The following is a 15,362-nucleotide window of genomic DNA, read 5'->3' on the forward strand; positions in this document are numbered from 1 at the left end:
CAAGAATTACAGATCAAACCGCGAAGATCTTGCCCGGGTTCATGATGCCGTTCGGGTCGAACACCGCTTTGACCGCTTTCATGTATTCGATCTCGACCGGCGAACGGCTGTAGGTCAAGTAATCGCGCTTGGTCATGCCCACACCGTGCTCGGCGGAAATCGAACCGTTGTACTTCTCGACGGTTTCGAACACCCATTTGTTGACGGTGGCGCACTTGGCGAAGAACTCGTCCTTGCTCAGGTTTTCCGGCTTGAGGATGTTCAGGTGCAGGTTGCCGTCGCCGATGTGGCCGAACCAGACGATTTCGAAATCCGGATAGTGTTCGCCGACGATCGCGTCGATTTCCTTCAGGAACGCTGGCACTTTCGAAACCGTGACCGAGATGTCGTTCTTGTACGGCGTCCAGTGCGAGATGGTTTCGGAGATGTACTCGCGCAGCTTCCACAGGTTCTGCAACTGGGTTTCGCTCTGGCTCATCACGCCGTCCAGCACCCAACCCTGTTCGACGCAGTGCTCGAAGGTTTCCAGCGCGCTGTTGGCCACTTCTTCCGTGGTCGCTTCGAATTCCAGCAGGGCGTAGAACGGGCAGTCGGTCTCGAACGGCGCCGGCACGTCGCCACGGCCCAGCACTTTGGCCAGCGCCTTGTCGGAGAAAAATTCGAATGCGGTCAGGTCTAGCTTGCCCTGGAAGGCATGCAGCACCGGCATGATCGAATCGAAATCGGCGGTGCCGAGGACCATCGCGGTGAGGTTTTTCGGCGCGCGATCCAGACGCATGGTCGCTTCGACCACGAAACCAAGCGTGCCTTCAGCGCCGATGAACAACTGGCGCAGGTCGTAACCGGTGGCGTTCTTGATCAGGTCTTTGTTCAGTTCCAGCACATCGCCCTTGCCGGTGACGACTTTCATGCCAGCGACCCAGTTGCGGGTCATGCCGTAGCGAATCACCTTGATCCCGCCGGCATTGGTGCCGATATTGCCGCCAATCTGGCTGGAACCGGCCGAAGCGAAGTCCACCGGGTAGTACAGGCCCTTTTCTTCGGCGACGTTCTGCAAATGCTCGGTGACCACGCCCGGCTGACAAACGGCGGTGCGATCAGTGAGGTTCACGTCGAGAATCTGGTTCATGTAGTCGAACGACACGACCACTTCGCCATTGGCGGCCACCGCAGCAGCGGAAAGCCCGGTGCGCCCGCCCGATGGGACCAGCGCGACTTTGTGGGTATTGGCCCAACGCACAACGGCCTGCACTTGTTCGATGGTCTTGGGGAACACGATGGCGCTGGGCGCCGGGGCGAAGTGCTTGGTCCAATCCTTGCCATACGTGTTCAGGGAGTCGGCGTCGGTCAGGACCTTGCCAGGCTCGACCAGGGTCTTCAGTTCATCAATCAGGGCAGGATTGGTCATCGACAGAACTCTCGAACAATTCATGGTCATCCTGAGAACGCTTCACGTCGCAGGAATGAGTGTTTAGCGGGGCGGCTATGCTAGCATACCGACCCCGCAGGCCAGTGCCCAAGGCCAGTTCTGCGGTAACGGCTTTCCTGCCGTTTGGGTCAGCTCCAGGCTGCTCCCCTCCCTGCCATTTTTCTCCGGGATACAGGTTTACGCAGATGAGCAAGACTTCTCTCGATAAGAGCAAGATCAAGTTCCTTCTTCTCGAAGGCGTCCACCAATCGGCTGTCGACGTCCTCAAGGCGGCGGGCTACACCAGCATCGAATACCTGACAGGTTCCTTGCCGGAAGCCCAGCTCAAGGAAAAGATCGCTGACGCTCACTTCATCGGCATTCGTTCGCGCACCCAACTGACCGAAGAGATCTTCGATCACGCGAAGAAGCTGGTCGCGGTCGGCTGTTTCTGCATCGGCACCAACCAGGTTGACCTGAGTGCTGCCCGTGAGCGCGGTATCGCCGTGTTCAACGCGCCGTACTCCAACACCCGCTCCGTTGCCGAGCTGGTGTTGGCCGAAGCGATCCTGCTGCTGCGCGGCATCCCTGAGAAAAACGCTTCCTGCCACCGTGGCGGCTGGATCAAGTCCGCAGCCAACTCCTTCGAGATCCGTGGCAAGAAGCTCGGCATCGTCGGCTACGGCTCGATCGGTACTCAGTTGTCGGTCCTGGCGGAAGGCCTGGGCATGCAGGTGTTCTTCTACGACACCGTGACCAAGCTGCCGCTGGGCAACGCCACTCAGATCGGTAGCCTGACCGAGCTGCTGGGCATGTCCGACATCGTCACCCTGCACGTTCCGGAAACCGCTGCGACCCAGTGGATGATCGGCGAGAAAGAAATTCGCGCCATCAAGAAGGGCGGCATCCTGATCAACGCGGCGCGCGGCACCGTGGTCGAACTGGACGCCCTGGCGGACGCGATCAAGGACAAGCACCTGATCGGCGCGGCCATCGACGTATTCCCGGTGGAGCCACGCTCCAACGACGAAGAGTTCGAAAGCCCGCTGCGTGGCCTCGACAACGTGATCCTGACCCCGCACATCGGTGGTTCGACCGCTGAAGCGCAAGCCAACATCGGTCTGGAAGTGGCGGAAAAACTGGTCAAGTACAGCGACAACGGTACGTCCGTTTCGTCGGTGAACTTCCCGGAAGTGGCCCTGCCGGCTCACCCTGGCAAGCACCGCCTGCTGCACATCCACGAGAACATCCCGGGTGTGATGAGCGAGATCAACAAGGTCTTCGCCGAAAACGGCATCAACATCTCCGGTCAGTTCCTGCAGACCAACGAGAAGGTTGGCTACGTGGTGATCGACGTCGACGCCGAGTATTCGGATCTGGCGCAAGAGAAGCTGCAGCACATCAACGGCACTATCCGTAGCCGCGTGTTGTTCTGATCGAACGCTGAGCGACAAAAAAAGGGAGCCTTCGGGCTCCCTTTTTCATGCACACCGAAACGTCATTCGACGTTGATGGTGATCTTCTCTGACACGATGGGCGGATCGAACGGCATGTGACCGCTGTCGCCCAGCTCCAGCTGCAAGGTGTGCTTGCCCGGGGCCAGTTTGACGTCGGCCTGAGTCTGCGCCTTGCCGAAGTGCATGTGGTTGGCATCGTTGGGAATCGGCGCACCGGCTGCCGGCAGCTTGTCGACGTCGATCAGCAGATGGTGGTGACCGGAGTTTTTGGTGGTATCGCCAGCCGGTGCCAGCGAGACGTCTTTGACGCCGAACTTGACGGTAAAGGTTTGCGATACAGTCGCCCCGTCTTTGGGAGAAACGATGAACACTTCGGCACCCTTTGGAGCCGGGGTGGCCGCACTGGCCAGCACCGAAACCCCCATCAGCACACCCGCCAACGCTGCACGTGACATAAAGCTTTTCATTTTCTTCTCCAGTTTTCCGTAAAATCCGCGTGGTCATGACAACTTCATGACCATTCGTTGTCGAAGGCACTCGACAACCATAGCAAAGCGAGCCAGAAAATCTGGCCGCGATAATGATTTCAAAGGAGTGACCATGCGTTTTCTGCCTGGCCTGATCTGCCTGCTACCCCTTCTGAGCCCGCTGGCTCACGCCGAACTGATTGATGACGTCAACGACCGTGGCGAGTTGCGCATTGCCCTTGAGGCTAATACACCGCCCTTCAATTACAAGGACGGCGACACACTCACGGGGTTCGAGGTCGAGCTTGGGCAACTGCTGGCCAAGGAGCTGGATGTTCGCGCCGACTTCATCGTCACCGACGAGGGCGATCTGCTCGAGGGCGTTGAAAGCGGCAAGTACGACGTCGCGCTCAACCACATAGCACTGACAGCCGAACTCAAGGATCGTTTCGACTTCAGCGAGCCTTACGGCAAGGTCGATTCGCAGTTGCTGGCGAAGAAGGATGAGCAGCCACGGCCGATGGTGCTGGTGCAGGCGCTGACTGAAGCGAAGCCTGCAGTGAGTGCACCAGTGGAATTGGCGATTCCGTTTCAGAAGGGTAATCCGGCGTTTCAGGCCAGTCTTGCGAGCGCGATGGAGCGGATCAAGGCGGATGGACGCTTGGCAGCGCTGACCGAGAAGTGGCTCAACGAACCCAAGTGAACACAAAACCCTGTAGGAGCTGCCGAAGGCTGCGATCTTTTGATCTTGCCCCCTTGAAAGCAAGATCAAAAGATCGCAGCCTTCGGCAGCTCCTACATGGGGTTTACGCTGGACTTTTAATCGAGCAGGGTCAGAGCCAGCGCTGCTCGCGGCAATTCAAGCTCGCTGAAAACCTGAACGCCATGGCGTTTCAGTAGAGCAGCAGTAACACCCTCACCACTGACCTTCACCCCACTGAACGTCCCGTCATACGTCAGTCGATTCCCGCAAGAAGGACTGTTGGCCTTGAGCACCGCCACGCGGATGCCATGTTTCTGCACCAGTTCCAGCGCCTGCCGTGCACCATCCAGAAACTGCGCGCTGACATCCTCGCCGTCAGTGGTGATCACCGCAGCCGTGCCATCGAGCACTTGCGCGCCCTGCCCACCCGGGATTTCCGCCGCCGCCCTTGGCGTCGGCAAACCACCCGCGACCTCCGGGCACAACGGCACCACCCGCCCTTCGGCAATCCACTGTTCGAGCAAATCAAACGGCCCGCTGGCCCCGCCGTCGTAACGCACGCGGTGGCCCAACAGGCAGCGGCTGACCAGAATCTTTTCCATTTCAGAAAGGCTCGTTGCCACGGCGGCGGAACCAGCCGGTCAGCGACAAGCGCTCGCGGTTCGCCGGCAGTACTTCGTGAGGCACTTCGCCGGAGAGAAACACCACCAGGCAACCGCCGGTAGGTTGCACGTCATGCACGCGATCGTCTTTCAGATACATGCGCAACTGACCGCCGTCCTCCGGCAGCCAACCCTCATTGAGGTAGACCACTACCGAAACCATGCGCCGGTCATCATCGCGAAAGCGGTCGACGTGCTTGCGATAGAAGGCCCCCGGCGGATACAGCGCGAAATGGCATTCGAAGTCCTCAAGCCCGAGAAACAGACCACGGTTGAGCGCTTCGCGCAGGCTGTCCATCAGGGTCAGATAGCGGTCACTGGCCTCGGCCTGACCGGGATCGATCCACTGAATGTGATCGCCGCGAATACCCTCGCGAATTTCTGAAAACGGCCCGCGACCAACCGCCGCCGGCGCCAGTTCACCCTCGGCCTCACGTTTACGGCACTCGGCCGCCAGCTCGCGGGTCAAACCGGCGGGCAGGAAAATGTTCTGCTGCGACCAGCCGTGTTCGGCCAAGTCGTCGACGATACGTAACAGCAGCGGGTGTTCAGAGGATATTTGCATGGCGCGCATAGTATGTCGGCGGCAAGAAATCCGACAGAGCCACGCGGCGGCTTGATACGAATTCTCGACAAGTACCGACACCGCACGGAGAATAGTGCGCTGCTGACAGGAGTCCCTATGCGCCGTTTGCTTTTTTCACTGTTGATGTTCTGCGTTTTGCCCGCCTGGGCGGACGGCTACGATCAGTTGTACAAGGTCGCCGGCTGGCCAGATCAACGTGCGCATTTCAATGACGCCTTGACTGCCGCGCAGCAGCGCTATCAAAACAGCCTGCCACCCGCCGTCTTTCAAGCGCTGGTCAACAACAGCAATCAGCGCTTCGCCCCACAGGCCATGGATCAACGCGCCGAAGCGCAACTGCGGCAGAACCTCGCCGATCCAAAACCGGCCCTGTCCTTTTTCCAGTCGCCGCTGGGCAAGAAAATCATCGCCGCCGAATTGCTCGCGACCCGCCGCGATCAACTGGCAAAGAATGCCAAAGGCCTGCCGAAGATGCCCGCCAGTGACAGCCGCTTGCTGATCATCGGTCATCTGGCCCAAGCCCTGCCCGCCCGTGAAGCCGGTGCCGAAGTCAGCCTGGCGATTGCCGGCGTGGCGGCGGACAGTTTGAGCTCGATGATTCCGGGGCTGCTCGGTGGCGGACAAGCGCAAGGCATGTTGAACGGTCAGCGCCAACGCCTGATGGATCAGATCGGCGCGGACATGAACAACACGTTGCTTTACGTGTATCGCGACTTGTCGGATGAAGAGCTGGAAGAGTTTGCGACGTTTGCCGAATCGACCGAGGGCAAGGCGTATTACCAGGCGGCGCTGGCGGCGATTCGGGCGGGGTTGGCGGTCGGCCAATGATCTTCGTCATCTCTTAGACCGCTATCACGAGCAGGCTCACTCCTACAGGGGTCCGCATTCCAATGCAGGAGTGAGCCTGCTCGCGATGAGGCCCGCTGAATCCACTAGAGATTCCGGCCCCTGATCCGCTTGCTCAAGAACTCGAAATACTCCTCGCGCATATCAGCCGTCTCATTCGCCAGATGATGCCGCGCCTCGGGCAGCAGCAATATCTGCGGCCGATCAAACTTCCACTTCAACACCTGCAGGTTGTGCTGCCAGTCCACGGTCATGTCCGCCTGCCCCTGAATGATCAGCGGCCGCCGCGGACTTTTCTTCGCGTATTCCACGCGATTGATCCAGCGTGACAAGGCCCCGACCCAAGCCGTAGGCAAGCGCTTGGGCTGCAACGGATCGGCCAGCAAAAACGGCAGGAAATCCGGGTCATTGGAGTTCTCGCTAAAGCGCCGTGCAATGCCCCGCACGAACGGTCGTAGCAGGTAGTAACTGAACTGCGACCAGCCCCACGCTCGCGGCCGCACCAGCGGCGAGAGCAAAATCAAGTGACCTTGCGCCGGACTGTTCTCGCCATGGTTGAGCACATGGTCGACCACGATCGCCCCGCCGGTACTTTGCCCGCACAGGTGCCACGGCTGCGGCAGCGCAATCGAATGGGCCTCGGCAAACAAGGCTTGCAGAGCGTCCTGATATTCCGAGAAATCACGAATACTCGCCCGCGCGCCGCTGGACAGACCGTGCCCCGGCAAATCACAGGCGATCACGGCAAAATCCTGATCCAGCGCCCACTCGATCACATGCCGATAGAGCCCGGTGTGATCGTAGAAGCCGTGCAGCAGAAACAGCGTGCCCTTGACCTTCTCTGGCCACCAGCAATGGCTGACCAGTTGATAACCATCGACTTCAAAACGGCCCATGCCGCGCCAGACATCCCGCTCGGGGAAGTCCGTCTGATAGAAACGTTGATAGGCCTTGGCCTCGTCCGATAACGGCTGCCACTCGGCCAAAGGCTTGAGACTGGCGCGTAAATGATCGGGGTCGAAAGTGGCAGGCATGGGGCAATTCCAGAACGGTGAACAGACTTTATCGGCCTGCGATATTCATCTGTCGCGGCAAGCATGGCAAGCTAGCGGGCCTTCGAGGATCGAAATCCATGCGTTCGCCCTACCGCACCGCACTGTTTGCCAGCCTGCTCGCGCTCGTGTGTGCCGGGGTGTTGTGGGCGGCTTACGACTGGTTTCAGGGTCGATATCTGCGCGCGTTCAGCGAACACACGGCGGTGTTTTCCGGCGATCCGTTGCGCTTGCCGGATGATATCGCCGGTCCCGGCAATATTCGACTGGTGCATTTCTGGGACCCGGCCTGCCCGTGCAATGTCGGCAATCAGCAGCACCTGACCGAGATGGTTGAACAGTTCGGCGCCAAAGGTGTGGAGTTCTTTGCCGTACAGAAGGCCGGCAGCCACGGCCAGTTGCCCGCCACCCTGAGCAGCCTGAAAATCATCACGGTTTTGCCCGGTTCCGAACAAGTCCCCGCCAGCCCGGCCGTGGCCATCTGGGACCGCAGCGGCAAACTGGCGTACTTCGGCCCGTACAGCGAAGGCCTGACCTGCAACTCCAGCAACAGCTTTATCGAACCGATTTTGAACGCACTGACTGACGATCGCCCGGTCAACGCCACGCACACGCTGGCGGTCGGCTGCTATTGCCCGTGGCCGGTGGCGGCGCAGTAAGGCATTCCGGACTTTTCAAGGACAGCGCTGCACGGTACAGAAGGTCTGTGCTAATTGTTTGCAGCCCGACGGGCGGCAATCCCGCCTGCACAAGGAGTCACCATGAAGCGCGTGTTCACCGTTCTTGCCTTGCTCATCGTTGTCCTGCTCGCTGGCGCCGGTTGGTACGTCTATAGCAAGCAGCCATCACGTCAGGGCCAGGTCGAGCTGCGCAACCTGCAAGGTTCGGTGACCGTGCGCTACGACGAGCGCGGCGTGCCGCACATCCGTGCCGAGAACGAAACCGACCTCTACCGCGCCCTTGGTTATGTGCACGCCCAGGATCGGCTGTTCCAGATGGAGGCCATGCGCCGCCTCGCCCGGGGCGAGTTGGCCGAAGTGCTCGGGCCGAAACTGCTCGACACCGACAAACTGTTCCGCAGCCTGCGCATCCGCGAGCGCGCAGCCAGCTACGTTGCCAGCCTCGATAAACAGTCCCCGGCGTGGAAGGGCCTGCAAGCCTACCTGGATGGCATCAACCAATATCAGGACACCCACGCCGCGCCTGTCGAGTTCGACGTGCTAGGCATCCCCAAGCGACCGTTCACGGCTGAAGACAGCATCAGTGTCGCCGGCTACATGGCTTACAGCTTTGCCGCGGCGTTTCGCACCGAACCGCTGCTGACCTACGTGCGCGATCAACTCGGCGCCGACTACCTCAATGTCTTCGACCTCGACTGGCAGCCCAAAGGCGTGTTGGTCAACGATCACTCCAGGCAGGCACCCGCCCTCGCGGCCGGCGATTGGAAAGACCTCAACGCCCTCGCCCGCCTTAGTGAGCAGGCGCTGATCGACAACGGCCTGCCGCAATTCGAAGGCAGCAATGCCTGGGTGATTGCCGGCAACCGCAGCCAGAGCGGCAAACCCTTGCTGGCCGGCGATCCGCACATTCGCTTTTCAGTGCCGTCGGTGTGGTACGAAGCGCAGTTGTCCGCGCCGGGCTTCGAGCTCTACGGCCATCATCAGGCGCTGGTGCCGTTCGCGTTCCTTGGGCATAACCTGGATTTCGGTTGGAGCCTGACAATGTTCCAGAACGATGATCTGGATCTGATCGCCGAGAAGGTCAACCCGGACAACCCGAATCAGGTCTGGTATCGCGGCCAGTGGACCGACATGGTCAAGACTGAGCAGCAGATCAATGTGAAGGGCCAGGCGCCGGTAACGATCACCCTGCGTCAATCGCCTCACGGCCCGATCGTCAATGACGCCCTCGGCACAGCTGCCGGCAAAACACCGATCGCCATGTGGTGGGCGTTCCTCGAAACACCGAACCCGATCCTCGAAGGCTTCTACCAACTCAACCGCGCCGACACCCTGGCCAAGGCCCGCGCTGCCGCCGCCAAAGTGCAGGCGCCGGGGCTGAACCTCGTCTATGCCAACGCCAAGGGTGATATCGCCTGGTGGGCTTCGGCCCTGCTGCCCAAGCGGCCGACCGGGGTGAAGCCGGGTTTCATTCTCGACGGCAGCACGAATCAGGCGGACAAGGACGGCTTCTACCCTTTTAGCGCCAACCCGCAGGAAGAAAATCCGGCACGCGGCTATATCGTCTCGGCGAACTTTCAACCGGTGTCGCCGACCGGCATGGAGATTCCCGGTTACTACAACCTCGCCGACCGTGGCCAACAGCTCAACCGCCAGCTCAGCGACAAGAGGGTGAAGTGGAGCAACGACGCCAATCAGAAGCTGCAACTGGGCACCGCCACCGGTTACGGTCCGCGCTTGCTGGCGCCATTGCTGCCGGTGTTGCGTGAAGGGGTGAGCGATCCGGCGCAGCTCAAACTGGTCGAGCAACTGGCGCAGTGGCAAGGCGACTATCCGCTGGACTCGGTCAGTGCAACGCTGTTCAACCAGTTCCTCTACGACCTCGCCGATGCGGCAATGCGTGACGAGTTGGGCAATGAATTTTTCGAGACGCTGCTGTCGACGCGGGTGATCGATTCGGCACTGCCACGGCTGGCGGCAAACGCCGATTCACCGTGGTGGGATAACCGCACCACGCCAGACAAAGAGACCCGTGCCGACACCGTGCGCGTGGCTTGGCAGGCGAGCATGAAGCACTTGAAGCTGACCCTCGGCGACGATGCTGCCGGATGGAAATGGGGTACGGCGCACACGCTGACCCATGGTCATCCGCTGGGGCAGCAGAAGCCGCTGGATCGCATTTTCAACGTCGGGCCGTTCGCCGCGCCGGGCAGTCATGAAGTCCCGAACAATCTCTCGGCGAAGATCGGACCGGCACCGTGGCCGGTGACTTATGGGCCTTCGACGCGGCGCCTGGTGGACTTCGCTGACCCGGCTCACAGTTTGACGATCAACCCGGTGGGCCAGAGTGGCGTGCCGTTCGACAGTCACTATGACGATCAGGCTGAAGCGTATGTCGACGGGATGTATGTGCAGGCGCACTTCAGTGAGGAAGAGGTGGCGGCGAATACGCGCAGTACCTTGAAGCTGCTGCCGGCGCGAGCTGCGCAGTAGTTCTGGGTTAGATGGAATGACCCCATCGCTGGCAAGCCAGCTCCCACAGGTTTTTCGGGCGTTCACAAATCCGTGATCGACTCAAAACCCTGTGGGAGCTGGCTTGCCAGCGATGGGGCCTTGAAGAGCACTACTGACCTCAGATGATGACCGCAAAATTCAACCGAAACTGCTGCGGCGTCACGCCCAGCCTTCGATTGAACACGCCGCGCATATGCTGCGCATCGCGAAACCCGCACTGATACGCCACGGTCTTCAACGGCGCCGTGGTGCTTTCGAGCATCACCCGCGCCGCATCCACCCGCGCCCGCTCGACAAACTCCGCCGGCGTGACCTTCGCCTCCCGCGCAAACACTCGGGAGAAATTGCGCGCACTCATGTGCGCCGCATTCGCCAGATCGGCAATGGTCAGATCCCCGGTGAGATTGGCCAGCACATACAACTGCACCATCGCCACCGCCGACGTCGGCTCCGCGTGCGGTGTCAGGAACGGGCTGAACTGCGACTGCCCGCCGGAGCGCTGGGTGAACACCACCAGCCGCTTGGCCACGCTCAGCGCTACCTCCGCACCGTGATCGCGGGCCAGCAAGTACAGCGAGAGATCGATCCCTGCCGTCACCCCGGCCGAGGTGTAGAGCGCGCCGTCCTCGACATACAAGCGATCCGCCTCCACCTGCGTCGATGGGCATAACTGCGCCAGGGCGTCGGCATCGTTCCAGTGCGTAGTGACCGTGCGCCCCTCGAGCAATCCCGCCCGCGCCAGAATAAACGCGCCGTTGCAGATCGAACCGAACCGCTGCGCCCGCGCACAGGCATCACGCAGCCAGGCATCGAAGGTCTTGCCAAACTCCATGAACGGCAAGGTCGGCCCGCCAGCCACCAGCAGCAAGTCATAGGCGCCAAGCGCTTCGCTGAAATGTCGATGGGCGTTCAGGGACAGGCCGTTGGAACACGCCATCGGCCCGTGTTCCACACCGATCACGTCGAGGTGATAGTGATCCTCGGGCGCAAGAAAACGGTTGGCTTCGGCAAATACATCCATGGGCCCGCTGACGTCCAGCGATTGCACACCGGGGAACACGACGATGGCGACGGTTTTGTTCATGGCTGTTGCGGCCTCGGAGAAGTCTGCAGTGAGTTGGCACGATTTGCAGGTCGATTGGCAAGGATCGCAGCCATGCGTCGATTGTTCGCATTGCAGCGCGGGAACAGACTTTCCCCATCAGCGCCGCTCCGGCGTTTTCGATGAGGAAATCGCTCATGAGCACCACCATTGCCGGCATCAAGATCCCTGACAGCGCCCTGGCCCGCGCCACCACCGAGTACATCCGCGAGATCGAATCCGACCTGCTCTATCACCACTCGCGTCGGGTGTTTCTGTTCGGCGCATTGAGCGGTGAGCGTCAGCAACTGACCTACGATCCGGAGCTGTTGTACGTCGGCGCGATGTTTCATGACCTTGGTCTTGTCGAAGGTCACCGCAGCGCTGATGAACGTTTCGAGGTTGACGGCGCCAATGCGGCGGCAGCGTTTCTCAAGCCGCACGGGTTGAGCGATGACGACATCGAGCAGGTCTGGCTGTCGATTGCCCTGCACACCACGCCGGGCGTGTCCAGGCATCTGCGCCCGACCGTGGCACTGGTGACCGCAGGCGTGGAAATGGATGTGCTGGGCATGGATTACGCGGCGTTCAGCTCCGTACAGCGCGAAGCTGTGGTGCATGCGCATCCACGCGGGGAAGGTTTCAAGGAGTGCATCATCTGCGCCTTTGCCGATGGGCTGCGCCATCGTCCACAGACCACGTTCGGCAATGTGAAGACCGATGTGCTGGTGGATCAGGAACCGGGGTTCAAACCGATGAACTTTGTCGAGGTCATCCGCCAATCACCCTGGACTGCATAAAACGAAAGGTGGGAGCGAGCCTGCTCGCGAAAGCGGTGTATCAGTCAATATTTGAGTCGACTGATACTCCGTCTTCGCGAGCAGGCTCGCTCCCACATTTCGATTTGTGGTTGGCCTCAAGACCGAGGCCAACCCGGTAGTGCTTACGCCGCTTCCGGCGCAGGCGCGCGGCGCGCGTCCGGCTGCTTCCACGAATCGGCAGCGCTTTCTTCGATGGCTTGCTGAATGGCTTTCTTGCGGGCTTCTTCGGCGCGACGGCTGAAGAACCAGACCAGGAACGTCACGATCGACACCGCCAGCAGAATCAGACTGGCCACAGCGTTGATCTCAGGCTTCACGCCCAGACGCACCGCCGAGAACACTTCCATCGGCAAGGTCGTCGACCCCGGGCCGGAGACGAAGCTCGCCAATACCAGGTCATCCAGCGACAGTGCGAACGACATCATGCCGCCCGCCGCCAGCGACGGCGCGATCATCGGGATGGTAATCAGGAAGAACACCTTCCACGGCCGCGCGCCCAGGTCCATCGCCGCTTCTTCGATCGATTGGTCCAGCTCACGCAGACGCGCCGACACCACCACCGCCACATACGCCGCACAGAACGTCGTGTGGGCGATCCAGATGGTGACGATGCCACGTTCCTGCGGCCAGCCGATCATCTGCGCCATGGCCACGAACAGCAGCAACAGCGACAGACCGGTGATCACTTCCGGCATTACCAACGGCGCGGTCACCAGGCCGCCGAACAGCGTGCGGCCCTTGAAGTGGGTGATGCGAGTCAACACGAACGCGGCCAGCGTGCCCAGCGCCACCGCAGCAATCGCGGTGTAGCAGGCGATTTCCAGCGAGCGCAGCACCGAGCCCATCAGTTGGCTGTTGTCGAGCAGGCCGACGTACCACTTGATCGACCAGCCGCCCCACACCGTTACCAGTTTCGAGGCGTTGAACGAGTAGATCACCAGAATCAGCATCGGCAGGTAGATGAACAACAAACCAACGACCAGCATCAGGCTGGAGAAACGGATGCGCTTCATTCTTTACCCTCCATTTCCTTGGCCTGACTGCGGTTGAACAGAATGATCGGCACAATCAGGATCGCCAGCATCACCACCGCCAGGGCAGACGCCACCGGCCAGTCACGGTTATTGAAGAACTCTTGCCAGAGCACTTTACCGATCATCAGGGTTTCCGGGCCGCCGAGCAGTTCCGGGATCACGAACTCGCCCACCACAGGGATGAACACCAGCATGCAGCCGGCAATGATCCCGTTCTTGGACAGCGGAATGGTGATTTTCCAGAAGCTGTTGAAAGTGCTCGAACCGAGGTCGGAAGCCGCTTCCAGCAGACTGTTGTCGTGCTTCACCAGGTTGGCGTACAGCGGCAGGATCATGAACGGCAAGTAGGAGTAAACAACGCCGATGTATACCGCGAGGTTGGTGTTGAGGATCTGCAGCGGCTCGTCGATCAGGCCCATGCTCATCAGGAAACCGTTGAGCAGACCGTTGTTGCTGAGGATGCCCATCCACGCGTAAACGCGGATCAGGATCGCCGTCCATGTCGGCATCATGATCAGCAGCACCAGCACCGTTTGCAGCTCTTTACGGGCACTGGCGATGGCGTAGGCCATCGGGTAGCCGATCAGCAGGCAGAGGACGGTGCTGATCAGCGCCATCTTCAGCGAGCCAAGGTAGGCGGCGATGTACAACTCGTCGTCGCCGAGCATCGCGTAATTGCCCAGGTTCAGCAGCAGTTGCAGCTTCTGCTCGGCAAACGTGTAGATCTCGGTATACGGCGGAATGGCCACGTCGGCTTCGGCGAAGCTGATCTTCAGGACGATGAAGAACGGCAACATGAAGAACAGGAACAGCCAGATGAACGGAACCCCGATGACCAGTTGGCGGCCATTGGGAATTATTCGGTTGAGCCGTCGTTTGAACTTGCGCATGTTCATGAGCGAAGTACCACGCCGCTGTCGTCTTCCCACCACACGTAAACCTGATCACCCCAGGTTGGACGGGCGCCACGGCGCTCGGCGTTGGCGACAAACGACTGCACCAGTTTGCCGCTCGGCAATTCGACGTAGAACACCGAATGCCCGCCCAGGTAGGCGATGTCGTGCACCTTGCCGCTCGACCAGTTGTATTCGCAGGTCGGTTGATCGGCGGTGACCAGCAGCTTCTCCGGACGGATCGCGTAGGTCACGGATTTGTCCTGCACCGAAGTGCTGATCCCGTGGCCGACGTAGATCTGCCGGTCGAGATCCTTGCAGGTGATGGTCGCGTGGCCCTCGGCGTCGTCGATCACTTCGCCTTCGAAGATGTTGACGTTGCCGATGAATTCGCAGACCAGACGGCTGGTCGGGGTTTCGTAGATGTCGATCGGGCTACCGATCTGGGCAATCCAGCCCAGGTGCATGATCGCGATGCGCTCGGCCATGGTCATGGCCTCTTCCTGGTCGTGGGTCACCATCACGCAGGTCACACCGACGCGCTCGATGATTTCCACCAGCTCCAGTTGCATCTGCGAACGCAGTTTCTTGTCCAGAGCGCCCATCGGTTCGTCGAGCAGCAGCAGTTTCGGCCGCTTGGCCAGCGAACGGGCCAGCGCCACACGCTGACGCTGACCACCAGACAGTTGATGCGGCTTGCGCTTGGCGTACTGGCTCATCTGCACCAGTTTGAGCATCTCGGCCACGCGGGCGTCGATCTCGGCCTTGGGGATCTTGTCCTGCTGCAAGCCGAAGGCGATGTTCTGCGCCACGGTCATGTGCGGGAACAAGGCGTAGGACTGGAACATCATGTTGATCGGACGTTCGTACGGCGGCATGTCGGTGATGTCGACGCCGTCGAGGAAAATGCGCCCCTCCGTGGGCCGTTCGAACCCTGCCAGCATCCGCAGCAGAGTGGATTTGCCCGATCCCGAACCGCCGAGCAGGGCGAAGATTTCGCCCTTTTTGATTTCCAGGGACACATCGTCCACGGCAATCGTCTCGTCGAACTTCTTCGTGACCCGGTCGATTTTGACCAGCACCTGTTTAGGTGTCTGGTCGCCCTCGAGGGCTTTCTTGTAGGCGCCGGAGGCAACTGCCATTTACGAAACTCCCAGA

The 15,362-nt window shown here is 60.4% G+C and carries 15 protein-coding genes; 6 read left to right on the plus strand and 9 right to left on the minus strand.

Translation table 11 applies throughout. The features are described from left to right. Nucleotides 1–13: 13 nt before the first annotated feature. Entirely contained in the window at nucleotides 14–1,408 is a 1,395-nt protein-coding gene (locus PSH79_RS26440) for an FAD-binding oxidoreductase (protein ID WP_305440361.1), read from the minus strand. A gap of 206 nt (nucleotides 1,409–1,614) precedes the next feature. On the opposite strand from PSH79_RS26440, the gene serA reads away from it, so the two are divergent. Then, a complete protein-coding gene (gene serA, locus PSH79_RS26445) occupies nucleotides 1,615–2,844 on the plus strand; it encodes a phosphoglycerate dehydrogenase (protein WP_141126294.1) in 1,230 nt (409 codons plus the stop codon). A 62-nt stretch (nucleotides 2,845–2,906) separates the two neighbouring features. Here the strand turns inward: serA and PSH79_RS26450 are convergent, their stop codons facing one another. After that, the gene (locus tag PSH79_RS26450; RefSeq protein WP_305440362.1) at nucleotides 2,907–3,332 is read right to left on the minus strand and encodes a DUF4399 domain-containing protein; all 426 of its coding nucleotides are present in this window, start codon (nucleotides 3,330–3,332) and stop codon (nucleotides 2,907–2,909) included. A gap of 133 nt (nucleotides 3,333–3,465) precedes the next feature. Between PSH79_RS26450 and PSH79_RS26455 the strand changes: the two genes are divergently transcribed. After that, nucleotides 3,466–4,035 (plus strand): transporter substrate-binding domain-containing protein, encoded by a 570-nt coding sequence (locus tag PSH79_RS26455; RefSeq protein WP_305440363.1) that lies wholly within the window; start codon nucleotides 3,466–3,468, stop codon nucleotides 4,033–4,035. 116 nt (nucleotides 4,036–4,151) lie between these two features. Here PSH79_RS26455 and PSH79_RS26460 read toward each other — a convergent pair whose 3' ends face one another. Continuing rightward, nucleotides 4,152–4,637 (minus strand): DUF523 domain-containing protein, encoded by a 486-nt coding sequence (locus PSH79_RS26460; protein WP_305440364.1) that lies wholly within the window; start codon nucleotides 4,635–4,637, stop codon nucleotides 4,152–4,154. A 1-nt stretch (nucleotide 4,638) separates the two neighbouring features. Next, nucleotides 4,639–5,271, minus strand: a complete 633-nt coding sequence (locus tag PSH79_RS26465) for a 2OG-Fe(II) oxygenase (RefSeq protein WP_305440365.1) — start codon at nucleotides 5,269–5,271, stop codon at nucleotides 4,639–4,641. Nucleotides 5,272–5,379: 108 nt separating this feature from the next. Between PSH79_RS26465 and PSH79_RS26470 the strand changes: the two genes are divergently transcribed. Then, complete coding sequence (locus PSH79_RS26470) at nucleotides 5,380–6,111, plus strand: DUF2059 domain-containing protein (RefSeq protein WP_305440366.1); 732 nt, start codon at nucleotides 5,380–5,382, stop codon at nucleotides 6,109–6,111. A 104-nt stretch (nucleotides 6,112–6,215) separates the two neighbouring features. On the opposite strand, the gene PSH79_RS26475 is transcribed toward PSH79_RS26470, so the two are convergent. Further along, nucleotides 6,216–7,163 (minus strand): alpha/beta hydrolase, encoded by a 948-nt coding sequence (locus PSH79_RS26475; RefSeq protein ID WP_305440367.1) that lies wholly within the window; start codon nucleotides 7,161–7,163, stop codon nucleotides 6,216–6,218. A gap of 98 nt (nucleotides 7,164–7,261) precedes the next feature. Between PSH79_RS26475 and PSH79_RS26480 the strand changes: the two genes are divergently transcribed. After that, nucleotides 7,262–7,840: a DUF6436 domain-containing protein gene (locus PSH79_RS26480; RefSeq protein ID WP_305440368.1), complete on the plus strand. Its 579-nt coding sequence runs from the start codon at nucleotides 7,262–7,264 to the stop codon at nucleotides 7,838–7,840. Between the two features lie 102 nt (nucleotides 7,841–7,942). Then, complete coding sequence (locus tag PSH79_RS26485; protein ID WP_305440369.1) at nucleotides 7,943–10,354, plus strand: penicillin acylase family protein; 2,412 nt, start codon at nucleotides 7,943–7,945, stop codon at nucleotides 10,352–10,354. 139 nt (nucleotides 10,355–10,493) lie between these two features. On the opposite strand, the gene PSH79_RS26490 is transcribed toward PSH79_RS26485, so the two are convergent. Further along, complete coding sequence (locus tag PSH79_RS26490; RefSeq protein ID WP_305440370.1) at nucleotides 10,494–11,459, minus strand: GlxA family transcriptional regulator; 966 nt, start codon at nucleotides 11,457–11,459, stop codon at nucleotides 10,494–10,496. 155 nt (nucleotides 11,460–11,614) lie between these two features. Here PSH79_RS26490 and PSH79_RS26495 point away from each other — a divergent pair, with 155 nt between their 5' ends. After that, nucleotides 11,615–12,256 (plus strand): HD domain-containing protein, encoded by a 642-nt coding sequence (locus PSH79_RS26495; RefSeq protein WP_305440371.1) that lies wholly within the window; start codon nucleotides 11,615–11,617, stop codon nucleotides 12,254–12,256. 143 nt (nucleotides 12,257–12,399) lie between these two features. Here the strand turns inward: PSH79_RS26495 and PSH79_RS26500 are convergent, their stop codons facing one another. Genes PSH79_RS26500 through PSH79_RS26510 form a run of 3 tightly spaced genes read right to left on the minus strand, consistent with a single transcriptional unit; the run spans nucleotide 12,400 to nucleotide 15,346 of the window. Next, complete coding sequence (locus PSH79_RS26500) at nucleotides 12,400–13,290, minus strand: ABC transporter permease subunit (RefSeq protein WP_305440372.1); 891 nt, start codon at nucleotides 13,288–13,290, stop codon at nucleotides 12,400–12,402. Beyond that, on the minus strand, nucleotides 13,287–14,168 hold the full coding sequence (locus PSH79_RS26505) for an ABC transporter permease subunit (RefSeq protein ID WP_185037005.1): 882 nt from the start codon (nucleotides 14,166–14,168) through the stop codon (nucleotides 13,287–13,289). Before PSH79_RS26505 ends, PSH79_RS26500 begins: the two co-directional genes overlap by 4 nt. Before the next feature lie 35 nt (nucleotides 14,169–14,203). Next, nucleotides 14,204–15,346, minus strand: coding sequence for an ABC transporter ATP-binding protein (locus tag PSH79_RS26510; RefSeq protein WP_103302476.1), 1,143 nt, complete (start codon nucleotides 15,344–15,346; stop codon nucleotides 14,204–14,206). Between the last annotated feature and the right edge of the window lie 16 nt (nucleotides 15,347–15,362).

The sequence above is a fragment of the Pseudomonas sp. FP2196 genome (assembly GCF_030687715.1).
Lineage (GTDB): Bacteria > Pseudomonadota > Gammaproteobacteria > Pseudomonadales > Pseudomonadaceae > Aquipseudomonas.